The 22377-nt window shown below is 66.0% G+C and carries 22 protein-coding genes; 8 read left to right on the top strand and 14 right to left on the bottom strand.

The window, feature by feature from the left end:
* Positions 1–12: 12 nt before the first annotated feature.
* Positions 13–759, top strand: coding sequence for a DUF2968 domain-containing protein (locus BUE39_RS03510; protein ID WP_073427271.1), 747 nt, complete (start codon positions 13–15; stop codon positions 757–759).
* A 163-nt stretch (positions 760–922) separates the two neighbouring features.
* On the opposite strand, the gene BUE39_RS03505 is transcribed toward BUE39_RS03510, so the two are convergent.
* The 10 genes from BUE39_RS03505 to BUE39_RS03460 all read right to left on the bottom strand — a co-directional run bounded on the left by BUE39_RS03505 (position 923) and on the right by BUE39_RS03460 (position 9917).
* A complete protein-coding gene (locus BUE39_RS03505; protein ID WP_073427270.1) occupies positions 923–1240 on the bottom strand; it encodes a DUF4148 domain-containing protein in 318 nt (105 codons plus the stop codon).
* A gap of 263 nt (positions 1241–1503) precedes the next feature.
* Entirely contained in the window at positions 1504–2913 is a 1410-nt protein-coding gene (gene gndA / locus BUE39_RS03500) for an NADP-dependent phosphogluconate dehydrogenase (RefSeq protein ID WP_073427269.1), read from the bottom strand.
* Positions 2914–3226: 313 nt separating this feature from the next.
* Entirely contained in the window at positions 3227–3859 is a 633-nt protein-coding gene (locus tag BUE39_RS03495; RefSeq protein ID WP_073427268.1) for a DUF938 domain-containing protein, read from the bottom strand.
* A gap of 15 nt (positions 3860–3874) precedes the next feature.
* Positions 3875–4480, bottom strand: a complete 606-nt coding sequence (locus tag BUE39_RS03490; RefSeq protein WP_073427267.1) for a pyridoxamine 5'-phosphate oxidase family protein — start codon at positions 4478–4480, stop codon at positions 3875–3877.
* Between the two features lie 44 nt (positions 4481–4524).
* Positions 4525–5394 carry an NAD-dependent protein deacetylase gene (locus tag BUE39_RS03485; RefSeq protein ID WP_073427266.1) on the bottom strand — a complete coding sequence of 290 codons (870 nt, stop codon included), beginning with the start codon at positions 5392–5394 and terminating at the stop codon, positions 4525–4527.
* Positions 5395–5442: 48 nt separating this feature from the next.
* The gene (locus tag BUE39_RS03480) at positions 5443–5667 is read right to left on the bottom strand and encodes an oxidoreductase-like domain-containing protein (protein WP_073427265.1); all 225 of its coding nucleotides are present in this window, start codon (positions 5665–5667) and stop codon (positions 5443–5445) included.
* Between the two features lie 89 nt (positions 5668–5756).
* The gene (locus tag BUE39_RS03475; protein ID WP_073427264.1) at positions 5757–6521 is read right to left on the bottom strand and encodes an SDR family oxidoreductase; all 765 of its coding nucleotides are present in this window, start codon (positions 6519–6521) and stop codon (positions 5757–5759) included.
* A gap of 101 nt (positions 6522–6622) precedes the next feature.
* Positions 6623–7519: a glutamate/aspartate ABC transporter substrate-binding protein gene (locus BUE39_RS03470; RefSeq protein ID WP_073427263.1), complete on the bottom strand. Its 897-nt coding sequence runs from the start codon at positions 7517–7519 to the stop codon at positions 6623–6625.
* Between the two features lie 139 nt (positions 7520–7658).
* Entirely contained in the window at positions 7659–8906 is a 1248-nt protein-coding gene (locus tag BUE39_RS03465; protein ID WP_073427464.1) for a D-amino acid dehydrogenase, read from the bottom strand.
* Between the two features lie 135 nt (positions 8907–9041).
* On the bottom strand, positions 9042–9917 hold the full coding sequence (locus BUE39_RS03460; protein WP_073427262.1) for a LysR family transcriptional regulator: 876 nt from the start codon (positions 9915–9917) through the stop codon (positions 9042–9044).
* Between the two features lie 248 nt (positions 9918–10165).
* Between BUE39_RS03460 and BUE39_RS03455 the strand changes: the two genes are divergently transcribed.
* Positions 10166–11023, top strand: a complete 858-nt coding sequence (locus tag BUE39_RS03455) for a polysaccharide deacetylase family protein (protein ID WP_073427463.1) — start codon at positions 10166–10168, stop codon at positions 11021–11023.
* An 88-nt stretch (positions 11024–11111) separates the two neighbouring features.
* Here BUE39_RS03455 and BUE39_RS03450 read toward each other — a convergent pair whose 3' ends face one another.
* Positions 11112–12155, bottom strand: coding sequence for a hypothetical protein (locus BUE39_RS03450; protein WP_073427261.1), 1044 nt, complete (start codon positions 12153–12155; stop codon positions 11112–11114).
* Positions 12156–12550: 395 nt separating this feature from the next.
* Between BUE39_RS03450 and motA the strand changes: the two genes are divergently transcribed.
* The 3 genes from motA to BUE39_RS03435 all read left to right on the top strand — a co-directional run bounded on the left by motA (position 12551) and on the right by BUE39_RS03435 (position 14861).
* On the top strand, positions 12551–13432 hold the full coding sequence (gene motA / locus BUE39_RS03445) for a flagellar motor stator protein MotA (RefSeq protein WP_073427260.1): 882 nt from the start codon (positions 12551–12553) through the stop codon (positions 13430–13432).
* 13 nt (positions 13433–13445) lie between these two features.
* The gene (gene motB, locus BUE39_RS03440; protein ID WP_073427259.1) at positions 13446–14426 is read left to right on the top strand and encodes a flagellar motor protein MotB; all 981 of its coding nucleotides are present in this window, start codon (positions 13446–13448) and stop codon (positions 14424–14426) included.
* Between the two features lie 165 nt (positions 14427–14591).
* On the top strand, positions 14592–14861 hold the full coding sequence (locus tag BUE39_RS03435) for a CsbD family protein (RefSeq protein WP_073427258.1): 270 nt from the start codon (positions 14592–14594) through the stop codon (positions 14859–14861).
* Positions 14862–14930: 69 nt separating this feature from the next.
* Here BUE39_RS03435 and BUE39_RS03430 read toward each other — a convergent pair whose 3' ends face one another.
* The 3 genes from BUE39_RS03430 to BUE39_RS03420 all read right to left on the bottom strand — a co-directional run bounded on the left by BUE39_RS03430 (position 14931) and on the right by BUE39_RS03420 (position 18241).
* On the bottom strand, positions 14931–15740 hold the full coding sequence (locus BUE39_RS03430) for an exodeoxyribonuclease III (RefSeq protein WP_073427462.1): 810 nt from the start codon (positions 15738–15740) through the stop codon (positions 14931–14933).
* A gap of 24 nt (positions 15741–15764) precedes the next feature.
* Positions 15765–15983, bottom strand: coding sequence for a hypothetical protein (locus BUE39_RS03425; RefSeq protein ID WP_073427257.1), 219 nt, complete (start codon positions 15981–15983; stop codon positions 15765–15767).
* 134 nt (positions 15984–16117) lie between these two features.
* Positions 16118–18241 (bottom strand): D-(-)-3-hydroxybutyrate oligomer hydrolase, encoded by a 2124-nt coding sequence (locus tag BUE39_RS03420; protein ID WP_073427256.1) that lies wholly within the window; start codon positions 18239–18241, stop codon positions 16118–16120.
* Between the two features lie 142 nt (positions 18242–18383).
* Between BUE39_RS03420 and BUE39_RS03415 the strand changes: the two genes are divergently transcribed.
* Genes BUE39_RS03415 through BUE39_RS03405 form a run of 3 tightly spaced genes read left to right on the top strand, consistent with a single transcriptional unit; the run spans position 18384 to position 22355 of the window.
* Positions 18384–19121: a 2Fe-2S iron-sulfur cluster-binding protein gene (locus tag BUE39_RS03415; protein ID WP_073427255.1), complete on the top strand. Its 738-nt coding sequence runs from the start codon at positions 18384–18386 to the stop codon at positions 19119–19121.
* Between the two features lie 13 nt (positions 19122–19134).
* Positions 19135–20136 carry an FAD binding domain-containing protein gene (locus BUE39_RS03410; protein ID WP_073427254.1) on the top strand — a complete coding sequence of 334 codons (1002 nt, stop codon included), beginning with the start codon at positions 19135–19137 and terminating at the stop codon, positions 20134–20136.
* A complete protein-coding gene (locus BUE39_RS03405; protein WP_073427253.1) occupies positions 20133–22355 on the top strand; it encodes a xanthine dehydrogenase family protein molybdopterin-binding subunit in 2223 nt (740 codons plus the stop codon). The genes BUE39_RS03410 and BUE39_RS03405 overlap by 4 nt, the downstream gene beginning before the upstream one ends.
* The last annotated feature ends 22 nt before the right edge of the window (positions 22356–22377 follow it).

Here is a 22377-nt window from a genome sequence, read left to right as displayed (position 1 = left end):
GGAGGAACCGCCGTGAAAACTTTCCTGAACCGCCGCAGCGTGCTGACAGGCCCATCGCATCTCGTGCAGATCGAGCGGGAAAACACCGCCGCCCCCGTCTCGCCCGACGACAGGGAAGAAGCGGCGCTGGCCGCGGCGGCCGGCGTCACACCCGAGGCACCGCCGACGCCCACGCCCATGCGTCCGGTGACGACCTTGCGGCAAGTGCAGGTGGTGCCGTCGCAGGTCAGCGCGCGCGGCGTGCAGATCGCCGATACCGCCGACATCGAATGGCTCGCCGAGGAGGAAGCGCTGACGCCGTTCCGGGTTTTCCGCAGCTTCGACTACTCGGTCAGCCTGCTGTTCCACGCGAAGGAGCTGACGTACTACGTCGCGCTGTATCAGGACGGCTCGCTGTGGCGCGCGCTCAAGGCCGCCGATCTCGAAGCCGCCGAAACCGCCTTCCTTCATTTCGAGGAACAGGCGACGCGGCTCTCGGAAGGCGAAACGCGCCGCGCGCAACTGGAAGCGCAGAACGAACAGTTGGCGCGCCTGATCGCTCGCTCCGAGGCGCAGGCCGAAAGGCTGCGCAACGATCTTCAGCGACGCGGCGCGCAGGAGCATGCGGTGTCGAACCGGCAGCATCAGGTACACAAGGAAGTGTCGCAACTCGAGGCGCAGCGCGTGGCCGCGCAGGCGCATCTGAACAAGGCGCACCGGCAGATTCACCAGCTCAGCCTGACGAGCAATGAAGCGATTCCGCATCTGCCGAATCGCTGAACCGGCGCTTGAAACCGGTGCTTGAAACCGACTGCGGGACTCGGCGTTGACGAGCGCTGCAAACGACAAAAAGCAAAACGCCGGCCGGCAAAACCGGTCGGCGTTTTTATTAACGCGCACCGCCTGTTGACGGCGGTGTTTCTACAAGTCTCTTCAGCGCGAATCAGTTGCCGAAGTAGACCGAGTTACGGTCGTTGCCGCTCACCGGACGGCCGGCTTGCGAGCTGCCGGCGATCGGCGCGCCGTAGCCGCTGTTGACCGCTTGAGTGGTGCCGTTTTGCGCATCGACACGTGCTTGCGCGGCTTGCAGGTTAGCCGGGTAGTCGATGTGATCGCCCGTGGGGTTGTAGCCGGCCTTTTCGAGTTGCACCAGTTCGGCGCGGACTTGAGCGCGCGTGACCGGCTGATTCGATTGAGCAAACGATGCGACAGGAGCGGCCAGGGCGGCGGCGACGACAACGGCGGAAATGAGCGTCTTCATGATGTAAACCTCCAGAACTTGTTTTGAATCGCCTTGGGCTTGTTATCCCGTAGCGCTTGAGAAGAAGTTTAGGAGGGTCGACATCTAGGGGAAACCCCTTAAACGACGAAACTCAATTTCGATTATTGCAACAGTAGCGGCCGAGTCCGGCAGTTCCGCTATCTGGCCGGCAAGGTTGGGCAACAATCGGCACCCGATCTGAACCGCTCGCGCGGCCCGGCGCGCCCTTATCGCAAGCGCCCGCCGGTCCCCTGCTCGAACCCTCAGTTCCAGTTCGCGTGGAAGCTGCCCGGCTTGTCGGTGCGCTCGAACGTGTGCGCGCCGAAGAAATCGCGCTGTGCCTGCACCAGATTCGCCGGCAGGCGCTCCGAGCGATACGCGTCGAAATACGCCACCGCCGACGCGAAAGCCGGCACCGGCACGCCCGCATTGATCGCGGCCACCACGACCTCGCGCAACGCCGACTGATAGTTCTTCGCGATGTCGCGGAAGTACGGATCGAGCAGCAGGTTGGCGATCGCCTTGTCTTTCGCATAGGCGTCCGTGATCTTCTGCAGGAAGCGGGCGCGGATGATACAGCCGGCGCGGAAAATCTTCGCGATCGTGCCGAAGTCCAGATCCCACTTGTACTCTTGCGACGCCGCGCGCAGTTGCGCGAAACCTTGCGCGTAGGAAATCACCTTGCTGAAATACAGCGCGCGGCGCACCGATTCGACGAACGCGTCGCGCTCGACGCCGAGCGGCTTCGCCGCCGGCCCTTCCAGCAGCTTGCTCGCGGCGACGCGCTGATCTTTCAGCGACGACAGCACGCGCGCGAACACAGCCTCCGTAATCAGCGGCAGCGGTGCGCCGAGGTCGAGCGCGTTCTGGCTGGTCCACTTGCCGGTGCCCTTCTGCGCGGCGCGGTCGAGGATCACGTCCACCAGGTCCTTGCCGGTTTCCTCGTCTTTCTTGCTGAAAATCTTCGAGGTGATTTCGATCAGGTAGCTGTCGAGCTCGCCCTGATTCCACTCGGTATAGACCTTGCCGAGTTCTTCGTTCGAGAGGCCGACCACCTGCTTGAGCACCGCATAGCTTTCGGCGATCAGTTGCATGTCGCCGTATTCGATGCCGTTGTGCACCATCTTCACGAAGTGGCCCGCGCCGTCCGGTCCCATATAGGCGACGCACGGCTCGCCGTCCGGCGCCTTGGCGGCGATTTCGGTGAGGATCGGCGCCACCAGATCGTAGGCGTCGCGCTGGCCGCCCGGCATGATCGACGGGCCTTTCAACGCGCCCTCCTCGCCGCCCGACACGCCCGTGCCGATGAAGTGCAGGCCGGCCTTCGCCAGTTCCTGATTGCGGCGGATCGTGTCGGTGAAATGCGTGTTGCCGCCGTCGATCAGAATGTCGCCCTTGTCCAGCAGCGGTTTGAGCTGGGCGATGGTGGCGTCGGTGGGCTCGCCTGCCTTGACCATCAGCAGAATGCGGCGCGGTTTTTCCAGCGACTCCACGAACTCTTCCGGCGTGAAGGCCGGCACCAGTTTCTTGTCCGGATATTCGGCGATGAGTTCGTCGGTTTTCTCGCGGCTACGGTTGTAGACCGACACCGCGTGGCCGCGGCTCTCGATGTTGAGCGCCAGATTGCGGCCCATGACCGCCAGCCCCACCACGCCGATTGCCTGTTTGCCCATGTGAATTCTCCAGAGTCCAAAAAATGTCGTGACGCCGCGCCGGAATGAACATCGGCGGAGCGTCGAGGGTGAAAGCATAAAAGAAATGCCGGCTTGCCGCTTGATGGCGGGCAGCGGACGGAAGTTTTTTTGCCGAGTGCGGTGTTTGTTGCGGTTGGTTGTTGCGGTTAGCTGTTGCGGTTCGCCTTTCGCGATTGCTTGCGGAAGTGGGCCATTGCGGCGGTGCTTCTTGCAGCACCCTTGCCGCGCGCCCGCCTTGCCGCATGAGTTCGTGCCCGACGCGACGCAGCGCACGCCCGCCAACGAACGTATCTCAGCCCCGCACCGCGCCCCGCCGTCTTCTGAACACCAGACTGAAGTTATTGGCCGGCATCGCGATCGGCTCGTCGCACTCGAGTCCCGCCGCGGCGCCCAACGCGATCACCGCTTCCATGTCGCGCACGCCCCACGCGGGGTCGCGGCTGCGCAATTGCCGGTCGAACGCGTCGTTGCTCGGCGAGGTATGCGCGCCGCCGCGCTTATAAGGGCCGTACAGATACAGCACGCCGCCGTCCACGAGCCGACTGCCCGCGCCCGCGAAAAGCGCCTGCGCCGCGCTCCACGGCGCGATGTGAATCATGTTGATGCAGACCACGGCGTCGAGCGCGTCCACGCCCCAATCCGGCTGGTGCACGTCGAGCGCGAGCGGCGCGCGCACGTTCGCCAGCCCCGCGTGCGCCACCCACGCGGCAATCGACGCCCGTGCTTGCGCATCGAGATCGCTCGGCTGCCAGTCGAGGCCCGGCAAGGCGCCGGCGAAGCAGACCGCGTGCTGCCCCGTGCCGCTCGCGATTTCGAGTACGCGGCCGGTGGCCGGCAGCACCGTGCGCAGCACGGCGAGGATCGGTTCGCGGTTGCGTTCCGCGGAAGGCGAATGTTGCCGCAGCGCCGCTTGGGGATTCGTCATGTTCAGGCTTTCGGTTCAGTACAACGACGTGCGCACTCTTTCGGCGAGTTCGCGGTCGTAAGTGGCGGCGTCGAAATTCGCGCCGCTGACGCGCCGGAGAATTTCACCCGCGCTCGGCAGCCGGGACCGTTCGACATGATGCGCCGGGTCCCATAGTTTCGAGCGCACCAGCGCCTTCGAGCAATGAAAATACACCGCGTCGACGTCGATCAGCAGCACGGTGCGCGGCAGTTTACCTTCGACGGCGAAACTGTTCAGCATGGCCGGATCGTCGGAAATGCGACCGCGGCCATTCACGCGCAAACTTTCGCCGACGCCCGGAATGATGAACAACAGCGCCAGATGCGGATTGACGATGATGTTGCGCAGACTGTCGATACGATTGTTGCCGATGCGATCCGGCAGCGCGAGCGTGCGTTCGTCGACGATACGCACGAAACCCGGCGTGTCGCCGCGCGGCGAACAATCGAGGCCGTCCGGTCCCGCGGTGGCGAGCACGACGAACGGCGCGACCTCGATAAAGGCGCGATAGTCTTCATTGACGTAGGCGATCTCCTTGCGCACGGAGCGTTCATTCGGCTGGCCGTAGCGCGCTTCGAGCTGTTCGATCGTGGTCAACATCTGCGTTCCTTTGATGGCGGTTGTTCCTGGTTCGGACGGCCCGGTCAATCCAGCGCAAGGCGACCGGCCAGCGCGGTCAAGGCATCGGCGCACGGCGCCGCGATTTTCAGCGACAGCAGCGGATCGGCGCGCGTGCGCCCGAGATTGATCGCGACGATCGGCTTGCCCTGCTTCTGCGCCCACACGCAGAAGCGATAGCCCGAGTAGACCATCAGCGAGGAGCCGACCACCAGCAGCGCGTCCGCCGCGTCGAGCGCCTGCGAGGCCGCGTCGACCCGCTCGCGCGGCACGCTTTCGCCGAAGAACACCACCGAGGGTTTCAGCAAGCCGCCGCAGTTCGAACACGCCGGAATGCGGAACGCTTCGAGATCGTGCCATTCGAGATGCGCGTCGCCGTCGGCGGCGGTTTCGGCGGTAATGTTCAGGAGCGCGGGATTGTCGGCTTCGAGCGTCTGCTGAATCGACGCGCGCGCGTGCCGCATGCCGCAGTCCAGACACGTTACGCCGTCGATGCCGCCGTGCAGTTCGATCACCTCGCGGCTGCCCGCCCGCTGATGCAGCCCGTCGACGTTCTGCGTGACCAGCGCCGAAACGTGGCCCGCCGCTTCGAGGCGGGCCAGCGCGGTATGCGCGGCATTCGGCTGCGCCTCTGCGACCACCGGCCAGCCGACCATGCTGCGCGCCCAGTAGCGCTGGCGCATGCCGGCCGTGCCGAGAAATTCCTGCAACGTGATCGGCGGCGAGCGCTTCCATTCGCCGTTGTCGTCGCGATAGCCGGGAATGCCGGAGTCGGTGCTGATGCCCGCGCCGGTCAGCACGAACAGACGCGGATAATGCTGCACGAAGTCATGCAGATCGTCGAGCGTGTGCGATGCGTTGATGGTTTCGATGTGTGCGGGCTGAAGTTCGCTCATGACGGGACGTGGTAGGACTGCGGCCTTCGCGTGGAACCGGAACGCTGACTAACGGCGCGGCGCGCGCGGCTTGCCCTGTCTTGCTTGCGCCGCTTTGCGTGCCTGCCGTGCTTGCCGCGCCTGCCATTCGGCAAGCGCGGCCTGATAGCGTTCGAGCGCTTCATCGTAGAGATCGAAGACACACGGATTGCAGCCGCTGTGACAACAATCGTCGAGATCGGGCCGCACGGGCGGCACCGGCGGCGGGTCGTCCCTGGGTGTGGCTCGGGGCACGGCGAATCGCTTTCCGAAGTGGCGGGAAGCAGTCAGTATAAGTTGATCCGCCGCGCCGCGCTTTCAGCCCGCGGTCGTCAAGACAGCCGTCAGCCCCGGCCCACGAACGGCATCTTGCTCGCCATGATGGTCATGAACTGCACGTTCGCCGACAGCGGCAATTGCGCCATATGCAGCACCGCGTCGGCGACGTGCTGAACGTCCATCAGCGGCTCGACCGCGATTTCGCCGTTCGCCTGCACGATGCCGCGCGCCATCCGCTCGGCCATCTCGGTGGCCGCGTTGCCGATGTCGATCTGCCCGCACACGATGTCGTATTTGCGGCCGTCGAGCGACACGGCTTTCGTGAGACCGGTGATCGCGTGCTTGGTGGCCGTGTACGCGATGCTGTTCGGCCGCGGCGCATGCGCCGAGATCGAGCCATTGTTGATGATGCGCCCGCCGCGCGGGCTCTGCGTCTTCATTAGACCGAACGCCGCGCGCGTGCAGAGAAACACGCCGGTGAGGTTGGTGTCGACCACGGAACGCCATTCGTCGATATCGAGTTCGTCGATATCGACGGGCGAACCGCTGCGGCCCGCGTTGTTGAACAGCACGTCGAGCCGCCCATGCCGTTCGCGGATCGTATCGAACAGCGCGGCGACGCTCGCGGCGTCCGTCACGTCGCACGCCACGGCCAGCGCCTCGCCGCCGAGCGGCCGTGCTGCCTCGACGACAGCATCGAGCAGCGCCTGACGACGCCCGGCCAGCACGACGCTATAGCCGTGCTCCACCAGCCGCAGCGCGCACGCGCGGCCGATGCCGCTGCCCGCGCCCGTCACCAGCGCGACTTTTTTGCTTCCCGTTCCCGTCACAGCACGTCTCCTTTGCTTGCAGATTCGATTGGCCAACTCGCCGCACGCGAACCTGCCGGCCTCGACGCCCCGGCTTCATCGAGCGTTCGCTCGACAAGCGGTCAATCCAGCGCGCGGTCGTTCGGGTTCGCGAACAGCGACTTCATATCCGCGGAGAGCGGATAGTTGAGGTTGATGCCCTTGGGCGGAATCGGCTGCGTGAACCACTTCTGGTACATGGCCGCCGCCTCGCCCGAGGTTTGCAGCCGCGCGATCACGCCGTCGGCGAGCTTCTTGAAGCCGGGGTCGTCCTTGCGGAACATGCAGCCATACACCTCGGACATCGGCGAGTTGCCGGTGATCAGGTAGTCGTTCGCGTCCGCCTCCTTGGCCTTAGCACCATACAGCAGCGGATCGTCCATCACAAATGCCACGGCGCGGCCGGTCTTTACATTGAGAAAGGATTCGGCATGATCTTTCGCGCTGATGAGGCGCATGTTCATGCCCTTCTCGTTGTTCATCTGCCGCAGCAGGCGTTCTTCCGACGTGCCCGCCGTGGTCACCACGGTCTTGCCCGCGAGGTCGGGAAAGTCCTTCACGCCCGAGCTTTTCTTCACGATCATCCGCACGCCGTACTGGAAGAAGCTGTTCGAAAACGCCGCCTGGTTGTCGCGCTCCTTCGTGTGCGTGGTCGAACCGCACTCGATGTCGATGGTGCCGTTCTGCACCAGCGGAATCCGGTTCTGCGACGTGATCGGCACTTCCTTCACCTTGAGGTTCGGCAGGTTCAGTTCCTTCTTCACCTCGTCGACGATCTTCAGCGCGATCGCCTGCGAATAGCCGATCACTTGCTGCTGTTCATCGTAGTAAGAAAACGGCACCGACGATTCGCGCACGCCAAGCGAAATCACGCCGGTGTCGCGGATCTTTTTCAGTGTGGCGCTCGGTTCCTCGGCGCGCGCGGTGCCGGCGAAGCTCGTGGCGATGGCGATCGTGGTGAGTGCTGCTGCAAGTTTCATGGCATCTCCTTGGGTTGTGCCGAAGCGGCGTGTGGCGGTTGTGTGGCGGTTATGCGGCGGTTATGCGGCGGTTATGCGGCGGTTGTATGGGTGCAAGCCGGATCGTTGCAATCGAAACATGATGCGAGGTATGCCGCGCTCAGCGTGGCCATGCATAAGCGCCGGGTTCGAGCGGCGGCGCGCGGCCCGCGATCGCATCCGCGATCAGGCGCGCACTGCCGCACGCCAGCGTGAAGCCGAGCGCGCCGTGGCCGGTGTTCAGCCACAGGTTGCGATACCGCGTGGGACCGATGAGCGGCTTGCTGTCGGGCGTGGCCGGACGGTGGCCGCACCACGTCTGCGCCGCGGCGTAGTTGCCGGCGGCGGGAAAAATTTCCTGCGCCTGGCGCTTGAGCAGGTCGAGGCGCCGGTCGCGCCGCGTCACATCCATGCCGGCGATTTCGACCATGCCCGCAATCCGCAAGCGCTCGCCGAGCGGCGCATACACCACCTTGCGATGCAGATCGGTCACGCTCACGCGCGGCGCGTGGCCTGGCGCGACGGGTATCGTCAGGCTGTAGCCGGTGAGCGGATACATCGGCAGACGCATGCCGAGCGCATGCAGCAACGGCGCGCTGCCGTTGCCCAACGCGATCACGAATGCATCGGCGCGAAGCTCGCCGCGCGGCGTGCGCACGGCAAGCGCCGCGCCGCGCTCGGTGACGAACGAATGAACCGGCGTCTCGTAGTGAATCGCCACGCCGTATCGCGTGTTCAGCACGCCGGCGAGCGCCACGCTGAACCGATGGCAATCGCCGGCCTCTTCCGACGGCGTGTGAATACCGCCCGCCAGCAAGGGCCGCGCGTGTTCCAATGCGGGCTCGAGCGCCACGCAAGCGGCGGCGTCGAGGGCGCGCTGTTCGGAACCGGCCGCTTGCAGAAAATCCATCTTGCGGCGCGCCGCGTCGAACGCATTCGCATCCCGATAGACGACGAGCTTGCCGTTGCGCACGTAATTGAAATCGATCGACTCGCGCTGCACGAGTTCGTGCAACGCCTCGCGGCTCAACGCGCCCAATCGCAGCATTTCCACGGCCGTTTGCCGCGCGCGGCCGCCGCGGCATGCAAGCAGAAACGACAGGCACCAGCGCCATTGCCGAGGATCGAGGCGCGGCACGAAACGCAACGCGGAATCGCCTTGCAACAGCCACGCGGGCAGATGCGGCAACACCGAAGGATCGGCAAGCGGCGCGACATAGCTATAGCTCAACTGGCCGCCGTTCGCGAAGCTCGCTTCGAGCGCGGCGCCGTCGCGGCCTTCCAGAATCGTCACGTCATGGCCGTCGCGCGCCAATTGATAGGCGCTCGTCAAACCCACCACGCCCGCACCGAGTACACACACGCGCATAGCAACCACACCCTCGAGGAATCCGTTCACCGCGAGTGTGGCGCGACGAAATACGCGCATCAAATGAGCAGATGCACGGCTCCATAACCCAGGGTTAAGACGTCGGCGGGAGGTTCACGCGGGCTCATGCGGAGTTCACGCGAGATGCGCGCGCAACACGTCGAGAAACGCGTTGCCCGCCTGCGAATCCATCCCGCCGTCGCGCCAGAGCGCGAACACGCCGGCCGACAGCGCCGGCGTGACCGGCCGGATCGCAACCGGCTCCGCGCCGCAATGCGCCGTCAGTTCGTCGAGCAGCGCATAGCCGACGCCGCGCGCGGCCAGGGCGCGCGCCACGTACCAGGTCTGCGCCTCGACGGCGGCGACGCTTTCGTCCAGCTCCTGCGCGTCGAGCGCATTGCCGATCAGCTCGCCGAGCGGATCGCTGTTGCCGATGCTGATCCATTCCCGTGCGAGGAACGCCGGCAGGTCGATCGGCCGTTGCGCGTCGGGATCGTCGGGCGGGCACACGCAGACAATCGCCGTGCGCCCCAACTCGACCGCCGTGATGCCCGGCCGCGCCGGCGGATTCAGCGCGACCGCGAGATCGAGGTCGCGCGTGAGCAGCGCGTTCAGCAACTCCTCGGTGTGCCGCGTCTGCACCTTCAGCGACACGCGCGGATAGCCGCGCCGGAACGCTTGCACCGCCGGCGGGATCAGGCTCAAGCCGAGGCTCGGCAAACAGCCGATACGCAGATGCCCTTCCGGTTGCAACGCGAGGTTGCGCGCCAGATGGCGAATGCCGTCGAGATTCGCTTGCAGCTTCTGCGATTCGGAGAACAGCAGTTCCGCCTCGCGCGTCGGCTGCAACCGGCCATGCACGCGATTGAACAGCGCGAAGCCGAGGCTGCGCTCCGCCTGCGCGAGCGTCTTGCTCACGGCGGGCTGCGACACGCACAACAGTTCCGCCGCTTTCGACAGCGACCCCGTGCGCATGATGGCGTGAAAAATTTCGATGTGGCGCAAACGCATGGACGCATGACCGGCACGGACCGGCGAATAAGCACAAGTGGATAGACATGGACGAGCCGCCGTCGACGTCGAGCGCGAACCCGGCGGCCGTCGCGAAGCATAACGTCTTTCAGCATGCTTTCATTATTTGCCGTTCCTGTCCGCGCCCGTATCGGACGGCGCATCAATGGTATCTTTCGCCGTTGCGCGTCACGCGCGCGATTCAAGGCCTTCCGAGGATGGAAGAAGGAAGACAGGAAGCACGCTTCATGAAAGACCTATCGACACCGCCGCCTGCCGGAGAGGCCACGCCGCCGCGCCGCTGGCCGAACACCGGCTATCCCGCGATGCTCACGGCCACCGCCGCATGGCATGTGTTCGTGCTGGCCGGATGGCTGCTCGCGCCTGCCGCGTGGCCGTGGTGGCTCGCCGCGATCTTCGTCAATCACGCGATTTTCACGGTGGCCGGCTTGCTGCCGCGCACTTCGCTGCTGGGCCCGAACTGGACGCGCCTGCCCGCCGCCGCGCGCAACGCGGACGCCATCGCGCTGACCATCGACGACGGCCCCGATCCCGCCGTCACGCCGCAAGTGCTCGATCTGCTCGACACGTTCGGCGTGCGCGCCACGTTCTTCTGCATCGGCGAGAACGCGCGGCGCCATCCCGAACTCACGCGCGAGATCGTCGCGCGCGGCCATGCGCTGGAGAACCATTCGCAGGTTCACGTGCACACGTTTTCGGTGACGTTGCCGGGCGCGCTCACACGTGAAATCGACGCCGCGCAGCGCACCCTGGAGGAACTGGGCGGCGCGCGGCCGATGTTCTTCCGCGCGCCGGCCGGCTTGCGCAACATCTTTCTCGAACCCGTGTTGCGCAAGCTCGATCTGCGGCTCGCCTCGTGGACGCGGCGCGGCTACGACACGCGCGAGCGCGATCCGCAGGTCGTGACGCGGCGGCTCATCGACGGTCTTGCGCCACGCGACATCCTGCTGCTGCACGACGGCAACGCCGCGCTCACCGTCGAGGGCAAGCCGCTGATTCTCGCGGTGCTGCCGCGTGTGATCGACGCGGCCCGCAAGCAAGGTCTGCGCTTCGTCACATTGCGTGAGGCACGCATCGACGGCTGATCGTGCCTCGCGCGGGCTTCAACCGCTCGACCCTCAACCGGCGGTTCGAAAAATCGCTGCCCACGCCTCGCGCCTCGCTCCCACGCCCTCACCAACGGTAGCCCACTCCGCCGAAAATCACATCCGAGTCGCGGTCGTAACGGGTCAGCACGCGATTCCAGGCGAGCCGTGCCTCCCAGTGATCGGTCAGGCGATACGCGCCCGCGACCGTCACGAGGCCGGAGAACGTGCCGGCCCCCGAGCCCGAGTCCAGGCTGTGCTCGTTCGCGTTGCCGTTGATCGCGTAGTACACGCCGAGGCCGGCCGCCAGCGTGACCTTGTCGTCGAAGAACGCGCGGGTGGCCCACAACTGGCTCGTCATGCCGTCGCGGCGCGTCTCCCGGCTGCTGCCTTCGTGAAGATAGCCGACCGTCACGTCGAGATACTTCGCGAGGCCGCGCCGGTATTCGATCGCGCCGCCCAGCGCGGTCGGCGAATCGCTCGAGTTGATGATGGTTTGGCCCAGGTAGACGGCCACTTCGTTATGCGTGACCGGGTGGGCGCTGTCGCTTGCCCCGTCGCTTGCCCCGTCGCTTGCCCTCTCGCGCGGACCGGGCGTGGCCGGCGCATCGAGCTGATAGCCGACGCCCATCATCACGCCGGCCGAGTCCGGCCCGCGCTGCACGTGCACGCGATTCAACTGAAGTTGCGTGATCCACCGGTTCGACGCGTAGTACGCGGCGCGCACGCTATACACGACGCCCCAGCCGTGCGTGTCGGCATAATTTCCGCCTTGCTCGGCGGTGGTCGTATCGAAGTAACGGTAGGGGCCGATGCCCGCCTGCAGCACGAATCGCGGGCTGCCCACGGGGATGCGCCCCCATAGCTGGATGGTCTGGCCGTCGCGGTGATGGCCGGGGATGTGGCCTTCGTTGAGCCATGTGAAGCTGGCGGCGAAGTAGCGCCCCAAGCCTTCCTGATAGTTCAGCGCCCAGGTGTAGGTGTTGGTGCTGCCCGCGCGCGAGCCGCCGCCGAACAGCGAGAATTCCTGCGCGAGACCGACCGTGGATGTGGATAGCAGCAGGAAACCGGCAATGGAGCGCGCTGCATCGAACCCGCGCCTACAGTGAACAGCGCGATTGAGATGTCGCATGCTGCCTGCCTCTGTGGGTAAGCCCCTTATCGCCACAGGCCGTGTATGGCTGCCGGCCTTTGTTATTCGACAACTCACCGGTGTGCCGCCCGAGTGCGGACACCGGCCGGAACCGGCCATCGTTGAACGTTGCCTGTCATGCTAGCAGACCTGCCGCGGCAACGTTGCAGCCGCAACGACGGCATCGCAACGGGCAAAGCACACGGGCAAAATTACCGGCAGCCGGTTCAAAAGCCAATCGTCCGGCGAATTTCTTCTTTCGTTCACGCCCGCACTTCAGCCGGCGCGAATCCCGCCGTTTACCAATACATACGGAACCTTACGACGCACCGGCCCGCCCTCGAAAAAAGGGCTGCGCCATTCGACGTGCGTCGCCCAAGTCAAACGGAGAGAGTATGTTCGTCGCAATCGGCTGGATCCTCGTGCTGGGGTCCGTCCTGGGCAGTTTTCTAGGCGTGGGCGGGCATTTGCCGGCGCTCATTCAGCCGTTCGAATTGCTCTGCATTTTCGGCGCGGCGATCGGTGCGTTCGTCGTGAGCAATCCGACTTCCACGCTGAAGAAAACCCTCAAGGCGATCCCTTCATGCTTCAAGGGCGGCGGCTATACCAAGGCGAAATACCTTGAACTGATCGCGCTGCTCTACGAACTGCTTCAGAAGGCGCGCAAGGAGGGCATGATGTCGCTCGAAGCCGACGTCAACGCCCCGGAAGAAAGCGTGATCTTCCAGAAGTATCCGCAGATTCTCGGCGACCATCATCTGCTCGACTTCATCGTCGACTATCTGCGCATGATGTCCGGCGGCAACGTCAACGTGCTCGAAGTGCAGGACCTGATCGACGAGGAACTGGCCACGCATCACGCGGAAGCGTCGATCGCGGCCAACGCGATCCAGAAAATGGCCGACGGCCTGCCCGCCTTCGGCATCGTCGCCGCGGTCATGGGCGTGGTTCACACGATGGGTTCGGTCGGCGCGCCGCCCGCCGTGCTCGGCGAAATGATCGCCGGCGCATTGGTCGGCACGTTTCTCGGCATTCTTCTCGCGTATGGCTTCATCGGCCCGCTCGCCGACCTGCTCAATGCGAAGGCCCGCGCGGAAGCCAAACCGTATCAGTGCGTGAAGGCCGTGCTGCTCGCGTCGCTCTCGGGCTACGCGCCGCCGGTGGCCGTCGAATTCGGCCGCAAGGTGCTGTTCACCGCGGACCGTCCGAGCTTCCAGGAACTCGACGACGCCGTGCGCGCCACCAAGACGCCGAAGCCGGCGTCGGCCTCGGCCTGACCGGAGCGCCATGATGAGCGACAGAAAATCGCGCGGCTCGCAGGGCGAGACGCCGGCCCCGGTGATCGTGCGCCGCTCGAAGAAAGGCGGCGACCACGGCGCGCATCACGGCGGCGCATGGAAAATCGCCTACGCCGACTTCGTCACCGCGATGATGGCGTTCTTTCTGCTGATGTGGCTGCTCGGCTCCACGTCGAAGTACGACAAGCAGGGCATCGAGGATTACTTCAACACCCCGCTGTCGGCCATGCTCGGCGGCAACGACAGCACGGCCGCGGCGCGTCCCAGCGTGGTGCAAGGCGGCGGCCGCGACGTCTCCGATACGCGGCCCGGCGACGGCAAGAAAAGCCAGATCGAGCCGCCGGCCACGGCCGCGCCGACCGTGTCGCCCGCCGACGCGGCCCGCCTGCAGCAACTGAAGGCGAAGCTCACCGCGTTGATCGAGCAGAGCCCCACGCTGAAGTCGTTCAAGGACCAGATCCGCATTTCGATCACGAACGAAGGGCTGCGCATCGAGATCGTCGATTCGCAGAACCGGCCGATGTTTCCCTCCGGCAGTTCGAAGCTGCAACCGTACGCGGTGACGATCCTCACGCAGATCGGCGCGGCGCTCAACGACGTGGAGAACCGCGTTTCGATTGCCGGCCATACGGACGCGGTGATGTTCGCCGCGGGCCCGGAAGGCTATTCGAACTGGGAGTTGTCGTCCGAACGCGCGAACGCCGCGCGCCGCGCGCTGGTGGCCGGCGGCATGCATGCGGACAAGGTGCTGCAGGTGCGCGGGCTGGCGGACGTGCTGCCGCTGAACAGCCGCGTCACGGACGAACCGACTAACCGGCGCATCAGCATCCTCGTGCTGAACAAGGCCGCGGAGCTGGCGTTCTTCCACGACGGCGGACGCACCGCGATCGACGACAGCGTGCCGGCGAGCTCAGCCATTCCCACGGTGGCCGGGCGCTTGCAGCCGGTGAGTTTTATCCGCCGCTCGCCGTAGTCGTTTGCCGGCGTCCAGTTGTTCGTGGCTCCTCGGGCGCGCTTCTTGCGCCCTGTCCGGTGGACGTAAGCCGCCCTTTTTGCCGGGCGGCCTGCGCGAACCTTGGTGTGGCGGCGTTGCAATTGCGACGAGTTCACACGTAAATATGACAACGGGAGCAAACGTATGGACACCAATTCAGCACAAGGCGCGGTGAAGGAAGCCGCGGGCAAGGTTCAAGGCGCGGCCGGCGAGATGCTCGGCGACACACGCGAGCAGATGGCGGGCAAGGCCCGCGAATTAAGCGGCAAGGCGCAGCAGCTTTGCGCGAATACCACCAGTCTGTTACGCGAAACCACGGCTGAAAGCCCGTTCACCACGCTCGCGGTGGTCGCGCTCGCCGGTTTCGTGGCCGGCGCGCTGTGGTCGCACGGCGGCTCGCGGCGCGACTATTAGTCTCCTGGTCTCGCCGCTATTCGGCGGCTTCGATGAACGCCGGGCGGTCCGCCGTGAGCGATCGCCCGGTCAGCCGTTTTTCCTGCGGCGCGCCGCGCCCATCTCCAGTTCCACCCACGCCGGCGCATGATCGCTCGCATGCGGCTCGCCGCGCACCCAGCGGTCGACGCCCGCATCGCGCAAACGCGGCGCGAGGTCCGCGCTCAGCAGAATGTGATCGATCCGCAAGCCGGAGTTGGTGTCCCAATGACGGCGGAAATAATCCCAGAAGGTGTAGACGCGCTCGTCGCCGAAATGCGTTCGCAGCGAGTCGGTCCAGCCTTGCGCGAGCAGGCGCCGATAACGCTCGCGGCTCTCCGGTTGCAGCAGTGCATCCTTCAGCCATGAACGCGGATTGTAGATGTCCTCGTCGGTGGGCACGACGTTGAAGTCGCCGGCCAGCACCACCGGATGGCCGCTCCTGAACAGCTTCGCCGCATGCGCGATCAGATGGTCGAACCATGCGAGCTTGTAGTCGAACTTGGGGCCCGGTTGCGGATTGCCGTTCGGCAGATACAGGCAGCACACCAGCACGCCGCCCACGGCCGCTTCCAGATAGCGGCTGTGCGTGTCCTCCTCGAAACCGGGCAGGCCGCGGCGGCTTTCATGCGGCGCCTCTCCCTTCGACAGAATCGCCACGCCGTTCCATGCGCTCTGCCCTTGCCAGATGGCGCTATAGCCCGCTTCGCGCAGCGGCTCGACGGGAAACGCGCTGTCGAGCGCCTTGAGTTCCTGCAGGCACACGATGTCGGGTGCCTCGCGCTCGAGCCATTGCAATAGCGCCGGCAAGCGCGAACGGATTCCGTTGATGTTGAAAGTTGCAATTCGGAGCTTCGCCACGGCGTGTTCTCCCTGCAAGGCGATCTAGGCTGCCGCCGTATCGCACCACTCCATCGCCCATGACTTCGCGCATGAAATGGCATCGGCTTCGTTCGAAAAGGCGTCGATGTCGCCGGAATCGTGCGAGCGGCAATGCCCGTTATCTTGCGGAACGTGCGTGATGCGGGCTCTCGCGTAGTAGTAGCCGTCTTCCGCATGGCGGGCGCGGCAGTCGATGTGGAAATGCCGGTAGTCGAACTGCATTCGCTCTCCTCTGAACGCGCTTGACCTCGTCAGCGGTAGCATCGCTTGTTCCTGGCCGTGCCTGGTCGGGCCTGGTCGTACCTGAGCGGCCCGCGTCACGCGCGCCGAAAGCGCGCGCCGCGGGCCTCGCCCACTCAGTTCGGCACGTTCACCGCGCCATTGGCGACCGTGATCGCATTGGCGGCCGGGGTGGCCGCGATCGCCGGCAAGTTGGCCGTGGTGAGCGGCGGCGCGGCGCCGGGGGTGCCGCCGCGCGGCACCGTGTGAATCACCTGCGACGGCGGCAGCGGCGTGCCGCTCTTCAGATGACTCCACATCAGATTGAGCGCCTGAATGTCGTAGTAGTGCAGCGGCACGAAGCGCGTATCGAAGCCGGCCACGCCGAGAAACGCATCGAAATGCTGGGCGTTCGTCACTTCATAGAACGACAGCTTGCTTGCGCCGCCCTCGGTCAACTGATTGAGCCCGAGGTACGGACGCGATGCGTGGTTGATCGGCACGAGCGCATCGGCGCGACCCTGCACGATGATCGCGGGCTTGCCGTGCAGATTGGCGTTGACGCGCACCGCCTCCACGCTGTTGGTCAACGTGCCGTTGGTCCACAGCGTACGCAGGCAGGCCGCGCCGGCGTAGCTGGCGTCGGCGGTCGCGAGCCGATGATCCGCGGCCCCCGTCGCGCCCGCGTTGAAGACGAGATTGACGCCGTTGGTGGGCGGCACGCCGTTGCCGTTGCCGAATACCGTGAGCATCGGCGAGACCGCCGGCGTCACGCCGGCCGCACCCGTCGAACTGGTGGTGCCTAAGCTGAAGTTGCAGAGGTTGTCCGTGACGCTCGAACGCGCGTACGCGTTCGCATAGGTCACGGCGACGGCCGGCACCGCTTGCGAATCCCACATCGGCGCTTGCAGCACATCGGAGTCGGCCTGATAGCCGTTCTGATGCAGCAGCGCGAGCGCGTTGGTCGCCTGGGTCGCCACGTCGCCGCCGGTGATGATGCCGGCGCTCGCCAGCGACGCGCATCGCGCGGTGCGAATGGCATTGGTGGTGGCCAGCGGCAGCGCGCTCAGATAGGGCGCGCCGGTTGCGGCCGGCGCGAGCGCCGCGCACGGCTGCAAGGTGTTGGCGAGCGTGGTGTAGTCGGCGAGCGGCTTGCCGATCGCCCCGACCGGCGCGCCGCCCTGCGTGACCGACACCGAGGCGGGCAGCCGCAAGTTGATCTGCGGTTCGCCGACCACGACCGCGGTGATCAGGCCGGACGTATCCTGCTCGGCCGCCGCGAGCGACGCGCCGCCGCCGTTGCTCACCGACGCCGCGATAGTCGTGATGCTGCCGCTCGCATAACGCACCGTGTGCGCCGAGCCGTTGAGCGGACCATACGAATCGTTGAGCGCCCAATAGGCGAACTGGATGGCTTGCAGCGTGTTCTTGCCCCAGTCCTGCTCCGGGTTCTGCTGCGAATGCGCATGCTTGAACGCATAGCGATTCGGGAACTGGCTATTGAACGTGGCCAGATCGACATTGCCGAGGTTCGCCGTGAAGAGGCTCGCCTTGCCCGCGGCGCCCGCGTCCGCGAGCGTGCCGTCGATCAAGGTGACGCGGTTGGTCGACAGTTCATGCGCGCCGTTGCCGCCGCCCTTGTCGGTGTAGGCCACCGCGCAGCCGCGCTTGAGGCCCCACTCGCCGGCCGCGGAAATCGCGCCGTATACGCCCCGCGAACCGGATGACGTCGCCGTGACGATGCACGGCTGATCCGCATTGAAGCTCGCCGGTATCTGCACGAGCATGCTGACGTTCTGCTTGCCGCTGCCGTCGTCGGCGAATGCGAGGTATTCCTTGCCGGCGATCTTGCCTTCGCCCAGCGTGTCGTTGCCGTTCAGGTCGACATTGGGTCCCCAGAAGCGTCCATAACCGCCGTTCGCCGTCATGTCGACGAGCGCGCGATAGTTCGACCAGATCGCAAGCCGCCGCAGCTCGGCGGCGCTCGGCTGCGCCGGGTTGGCGATGGCCGGCGCGGTGGCCGACGCGAGGCCGGTCTTGCCGAGGCCCGCTGTCAGCAGATCGTCGGCGTTGCCGTCGTAGGATTGGGTTTTCACCGCGCTCTTGATGAAGCTCGGCAAGACGTTGGCTTGCGGAGGCTTGACGTCGTCGTCACCGCTGTGGCAAGCGGTCAGAACGATAACGGCCGCCACGCCCGTGGCGATCGCCCGCGCCGGTGAGCCGGACTGTAGCGCCGGCGTGACTCTTTTTCGTGAAGTCATCTTTGCTGTCTCCGTGATTTTTTCATACGGTTGAAGACGCAACGGCACCGAACATGCTACCTGCCGTGTGTCGGATCGCGCGCGTCGGATACCGGCGCATCGCCAGCGTGCATGCACCTTTGAATGGAGTCAACTGAACGTCATGTCTTCGAATAAGGAATGTCAGGATTCGGGCGACAAGAACGCCACCCCACGTCGACCCGCGCGACGCCGCTTTCTGCAATCGGCTGCCGCGGCCGCCACGGTCGGTGCGGCGCCGCACCTTCGCGCGCAAGATCAATCGCCGTCCGCACCGCCCGCGCAAGCTCGCGACGCCGTACCGCCGCGCCCGGTCACGTTGACGATCAACGGCCGCGCTTATGCGCTACGACTCGAACCGCGCGTGACCCTGCTCGATGCGCTGCGTGAATACGCGGGCCTGATGGGCACCAAGAAAGGTTGCGACCGCGGGCAGTGCGGCGCCTGCACCGTGCTCGCCGACGGCCGCCGCATCAACTCGTGCCTGACGCTCGCCGTCATGCATGAAGGCCAGAACATCACGACGGTCGAGGGGCTCGCCGCCAACGGCGCGCTGAGTCCGATGCAGCGCGCCTTCATCGAACACGATGCTTTCCAGTGCGGTTATTGCACACCGGGTCAGTTATGTTCCGCGACGGCCCTGCTGAGCGAATTCCGCGACGGCGCGGCCAGCACCGTGACGGCCGATGTGCGCCGCCGCCCAGCTCAATTTTCCGACGACGAGATTCGCGAGCGCATGAGCGGCAATATTTGCCGTTGCGGCGCGTACGCGAACATCGTCGCCGCGGTGCGCGCGGTGCATGAAGGCGGTAGCCAGAGCGGCAGCGCCGCGAGCGATGGCAACGGCACCGGCAACGCCTGACGGAGCGACCAGCATGGATGCAATCTCTTACGAACGCGCCGGCGATATCGCCGGCGCGGTGCGCGCGGTTCAGCAACCCGGCGCGGTGTTCATCGGCGGCGGCACGAATCTGCTCGATCTGATGAAGGGCGGCGTGACGCGGCCCGTGCGGCTCATCGATATCACGCATATTCGCGGACTCGATACGATCACGACGCTCCCCGACGGCGGCATCCGCATCGGCGCGCTCGTGCGCAACAGCGATGCGGCGAATCATGCGCTGGTGCGCGAGCAATACCCGCTGTTGTCGCAAGCATTTCTGGCGGGCGCATCGGCGCAACTGCGCAATATGGCGACGGTCGGCGGGAATCTGCTGCAACGAACCCGCTGCGGCTACTTTTACGACACCGCCTTCACGCAATGCAATAAACGCACGCCCGGCAGCGGGTGCGCCGCGCTCGACGGCCACAATCGCACGCACGCGATTCTCGGCGCGAGTGCGCAATGCATCGCCGTGAACCCGTCGGATATGAGCGTGGCGCTTGCCGCGCTCGATGCGGTGGTGCGCGTGAGCGGCCCGGCAGGCGAGCGGACCATTGCGTTCGCCGATTTTCACCGGCTCCCCGGCGATCGGCCCGAGCTCGACACCACCTTGCAGCCCGGTGAATTGATTACCGCGGTGGATCTGCCGCCAGCGCTCTTCAGCGCGCGTTCGCATTACCTGAAAGTGCGCGACCGGGCCAGTTATGCGTTCGCGCTCGTCTCGGTCGCCGCCGCCTTGCAGATGGACGGCGAGCGCGTGAAGACCGCGCGTATCGCCTTGGGCGGCGTCGCGCATAAACCGTGGCGCGCGAGCGCCGCCGAACAGATGCTCGACGGCCGGCCGCTCACGCAAGCGACGCTGCGAGACGCCGCCGCCGCCGCGCTGCGCGATGCGCGGCCCCAACACGACAACCGTTTCAAGGTGCAGCTCGCGCAACGCGCGATCGTGCGCGCGGTGAACCAGGCCGCTGGCCGTGCCGGAGGTGTCGCATGAATCTGATCGGACAACCGTTCGACCGCACCGACGGTCTGCTCAAGGTAACCGGCGAGGCGCGCTATGCCGGCGAGTTTCCCGAGGCGCGTCTCGCGCATGCGGTGCTCGTCACCAGCACGATCGCGTGCGGCACGATTGCGTCGATCGACGCGGCCCGCGCGCAGGCGCTGCCCGGCGTGCTGCTCGTGATGACGTATCAGAACGCGCCGCGCCTGCCGAACGGCGGCAAGCCCGCGTTGGCGCCGCCGGCCGGCCGCCGCCTCTCGCTGCTGCAGGACAACGAGGTTCACTACAACAACGAGCCGGTCGCGGTGGTGGTCGCGGACACGCTCGAACAGGCGACCGACGCCGCGCGTCAGTTGCGCATCGCTTACCAGGCGAGCCCGGCGATGCTCGATTTCACGCGGGCCAAGTCGAACAGCCATGCGCCGGACAAGCCGCAAGGCCGGCAGACCGATACGCGGCGCGGCAGCTTCGAGGACGGCATGCGCGGCGCGGCGGTGCACGTCGACGTGACCTACACCACGCCGATCGAGCATCACAATCCGATGGAACCGCACGCGACGATGGCGCGCTGGGACGGCCCGCAACTCACGCTCTACGATTCGACGCAAGGCGTGAGCGGCGCGGCGCAGGCGGTCGCCAAAACGTTCGGCATCGCGCCCGGCGACGTGCGCGTGATCTCGCCGTTCGTCGGCGGCGGGTTCGGTTGCAAGGGCTCGTCGTGGTCGCATGTGTCGTTGTGCGCGATGGCGGCGAAGCAGACGGGACGCCCGGTGCGGCTCGTGCTGCAACGGCCGCAGATGTTCGGCCCGGTCGGCGCGCGTCCGCGAACCGAGCAGCACCTGGTGCTCGCCGCGCGGCGCGACGGCACGCTGACCGCGATGCGCCACGACAGCATCTCGAACACGTCGACGATCGAGGATTGGACCGAGACCTGCTGCATGGTCACGCGCATGCTGTACGCGGTGCCTAATCAGATCACCACGCACCGGCTCGTGCAGTTGAACCTCGGCACGCCGACCTTCATGCGCGCCCCCGGCGAAACGACCGGCTCGTTCGCGCTCGAATCGGCCATGGACGAACTCGCGGCGGCGTTGAACATGGACCCGCTCGCGCTGCGCATGAAGAATCACGCCGACGCCGATCCGCAGGAAAACAAGCCGTGGTCGGGCAAATCCTTGCGCGAGTGTTACCAGATCGGCGCGCAGAAGTTCGGCTGGTCGCGGCGCAGCGGCGCGCCCCGCTCGATGCGTAACGGCAATACGCTGATCGGCATGGGCATGGCGACCGCCACGTATCCGGCCAACCGCAGCGAAGCCGCGGCGATTGCGCGGATTCTGCCGGACGGCACCGCGATGGTCGCCTCCGGCACGCAGGACATCGGCACCGGCACCTACACCGTGATGACCCAGGTGGCCGCCGACGCGCTCGGCTTCGCGCCCGAAAGCATCCGCTTCGCGCTCGGCGATTCGTCGCTGCCTCGCGCGCCGGTGTCGGGCGGCTCGCAATCGGCGGCGAGCGTATCGCCGGCCGTGCGCGACGCCGCGAGCCAGGCGCGCAGCCAGTTGATCGCACTGGCGCTCGCGGATCAGGCCTCGCCCGTGCACGGCCTCGCGCTCGACGACGTCACCGTGGAAAACGGCTGGGTGATGAGCCGCTCACAGCCCGCGAAGCGCGATCCGGCGGCGGCGATCATCGCGCGCTCGGGCGGCAAGCCGATCGAGGCGGCCTCGAGCGTCAAGCCCGGCGACGAGAAGCAGAAGTACTCGTTTCACTCGTTCGGCGCGGTATTCGTCGAGGTTCACGTCGACGCGGATCTCGGCACGATCCGCGTGCCGCGGGTCGTCGCCGTCTACGACGTGGGCCGCGTGCTCAACGAGAAGACCGCGCGCAGCCAGATGCTGGGCGGCATCGTGTGGGGCGTGGGGGCCGCGTTGCAGGAGGAAAGCTCGCTCGATACGCGCACTGGACGCTTCACCAACGCGAACCTCGCGGAGTACCACGTGCCGGTGAACGCGGATATCGGCTCCCTCGACATTACCTTCATTGACCGGCCGGATCCGTATATCAACTCGCTCGGCGTGCGCGGCATCGGTGAGATCGGCATTACGGGCGTGCCGGCGGCGATTGCGAATGCGGTGTTTCACGCGACCGGCGTGCGCGTGCGCGATTTGCCGATCACGCTCGATAAGGTGATGGGGCAGGTGCGGGTTTGAAGGGATGCTTTCGCGCTTGCCT

Source organism: Paraburkholderia terricola, from assembly GCF_900142195.1.
GTDB classification, from domain to species: domain Bacteria; phylum Pseudomonadota; class Gammaproteobacteria; order Burkholderiales; family Burkholderiaceae; genus Paraburkholderia; species Paraburkholderia terricola.
This window is presented reverse-complemented; position numbering and strand designations above follow the sequence as displayed.

Bases quoted from the DNA above. Each gene is read 5' to 3' on its own strand.
- BUE39_RS03460 (WP_073427262.1), bottom strand. From the start codon at position 9,917: ATGCGTTTGCGCCACATCGAAATTTTTCACGCCATCATGCGCACGGGG.
- BUE39_RS03465 (WP_073427464.1), bottom strand. From the start codon at position 8,906: ATGCGCGTGTGTGTACTCGGTGCGGGCGTGGTGGGTTTGACGAGCGCC.
- BUE39_RS03450 (WP_073427261.1), bottom strand. From the start codon at position 12,155: ATGCGACATCTCAATCGCGCTGTTCACTGTAGGCGCGGGTTCGATGCA.
- BUE39_RS03405 (WP_073427253.1), top strand. From the start codon at position 20,133: ATGAATCTGATCGGACAACCGTTCGACCGCACCGACGGTCTGCTCAAG.
- gndA (WP_073427269.1), bottom strand. From the start codon at position 2,913: ATGGGCAAACAGGCAATCGGCGTGGTGGGGCTGGCGGTCATGGGCCGC.
- BUE39_RS03420 (WP_073427256.1), bottom strand. From the start codon at position 18,241: ATGACTTCACGAAAAAGAGTCACGCCGGCGCTACAGTCCGGCTCACCG.
- motB (WP_073427259.1), top strand. From the start codon at position 13,446: ATGAGCGACAGAAAATCGCGCGGCTCGCAGGGCGAGACGCCGGCCCCG.
- BUE39_RS03410 (WP_073427254.1), top strand. From the start codon at position 19,135: ATGGATGCAATCTCTTACGAACGCGCCGGCGATATCGCCGGCGCGGTG.
- BUE39_RS03490 (WP_073427267.1), bottom strand. From the start codon at position 4,480: ATGTTGACCACGATCGAACAGCTCGAAGCGCGCTACGGCCAGCCGAAT.
- BUE39_RS03415 (WP_073427255.1), top strand. From the start codon at position 18,384: ATGTCTTCGAATAAGGAATGTCAGGATTCGGGCGACAAGAACGCCACC.
- BUE39_RS03435 (WP_073427258.1), top strand. From the start codon at position 14,592: ATGGACACCAATTCAGCACAAGGCGCGGTGAAGGAAGCCGCGGGCAAG.
- motA (WP_073427260.1), top strand. From the start codon at position 12,551: ATGTTCGTCGCAATCGGCTGGATCCTCGTGCTGGGGTCCGTCCTGGGC.
- BUE39_RS03455 (WP_073427463.1), top strand. From the start codon at position 10,166: ATGAAAGACCTATCGACACCGCCGCCTGCCGGAGAGGCCACGCCGCCG.
- BUE39_RS03485 (WP_073427266.1), bottom strand. From the start codon at position 5,394: ATGAGCGAACTTCAGCCCGCACACATCGAAACCATCAACGCATCGCAC.
- BUE39_RS03495 (WP_073427268.1), bottom strand. From the start codon at position 3,859: ATGACGAATCCCCAAGCGGCGCTGCGGCAACATTCGCCTTCCGCGGAA.
- BUE39_RS03470 (WP_073427263.1), bottom strand. From the start codon at position 7,519: ATGAAACTTGCAGCAGCACTCACCACGATCGCCATCGCCACGAGCTTC.
- BUE39_RS03425 (WP_073427257.1), bottom strand. From the start codon at position 15,983: ATGCAGTTCGACTACCGGCATTTCCACATCGACTGCCGCGCCCGCCAT.
- BUE39_RS03505 (WP_073427270.1), bottom strand. From the start codon at position 1,240: ATGAAGACGCTCATTTCCGCCGTTGTCGTCGCCGCCGCCCTGGCCGCT.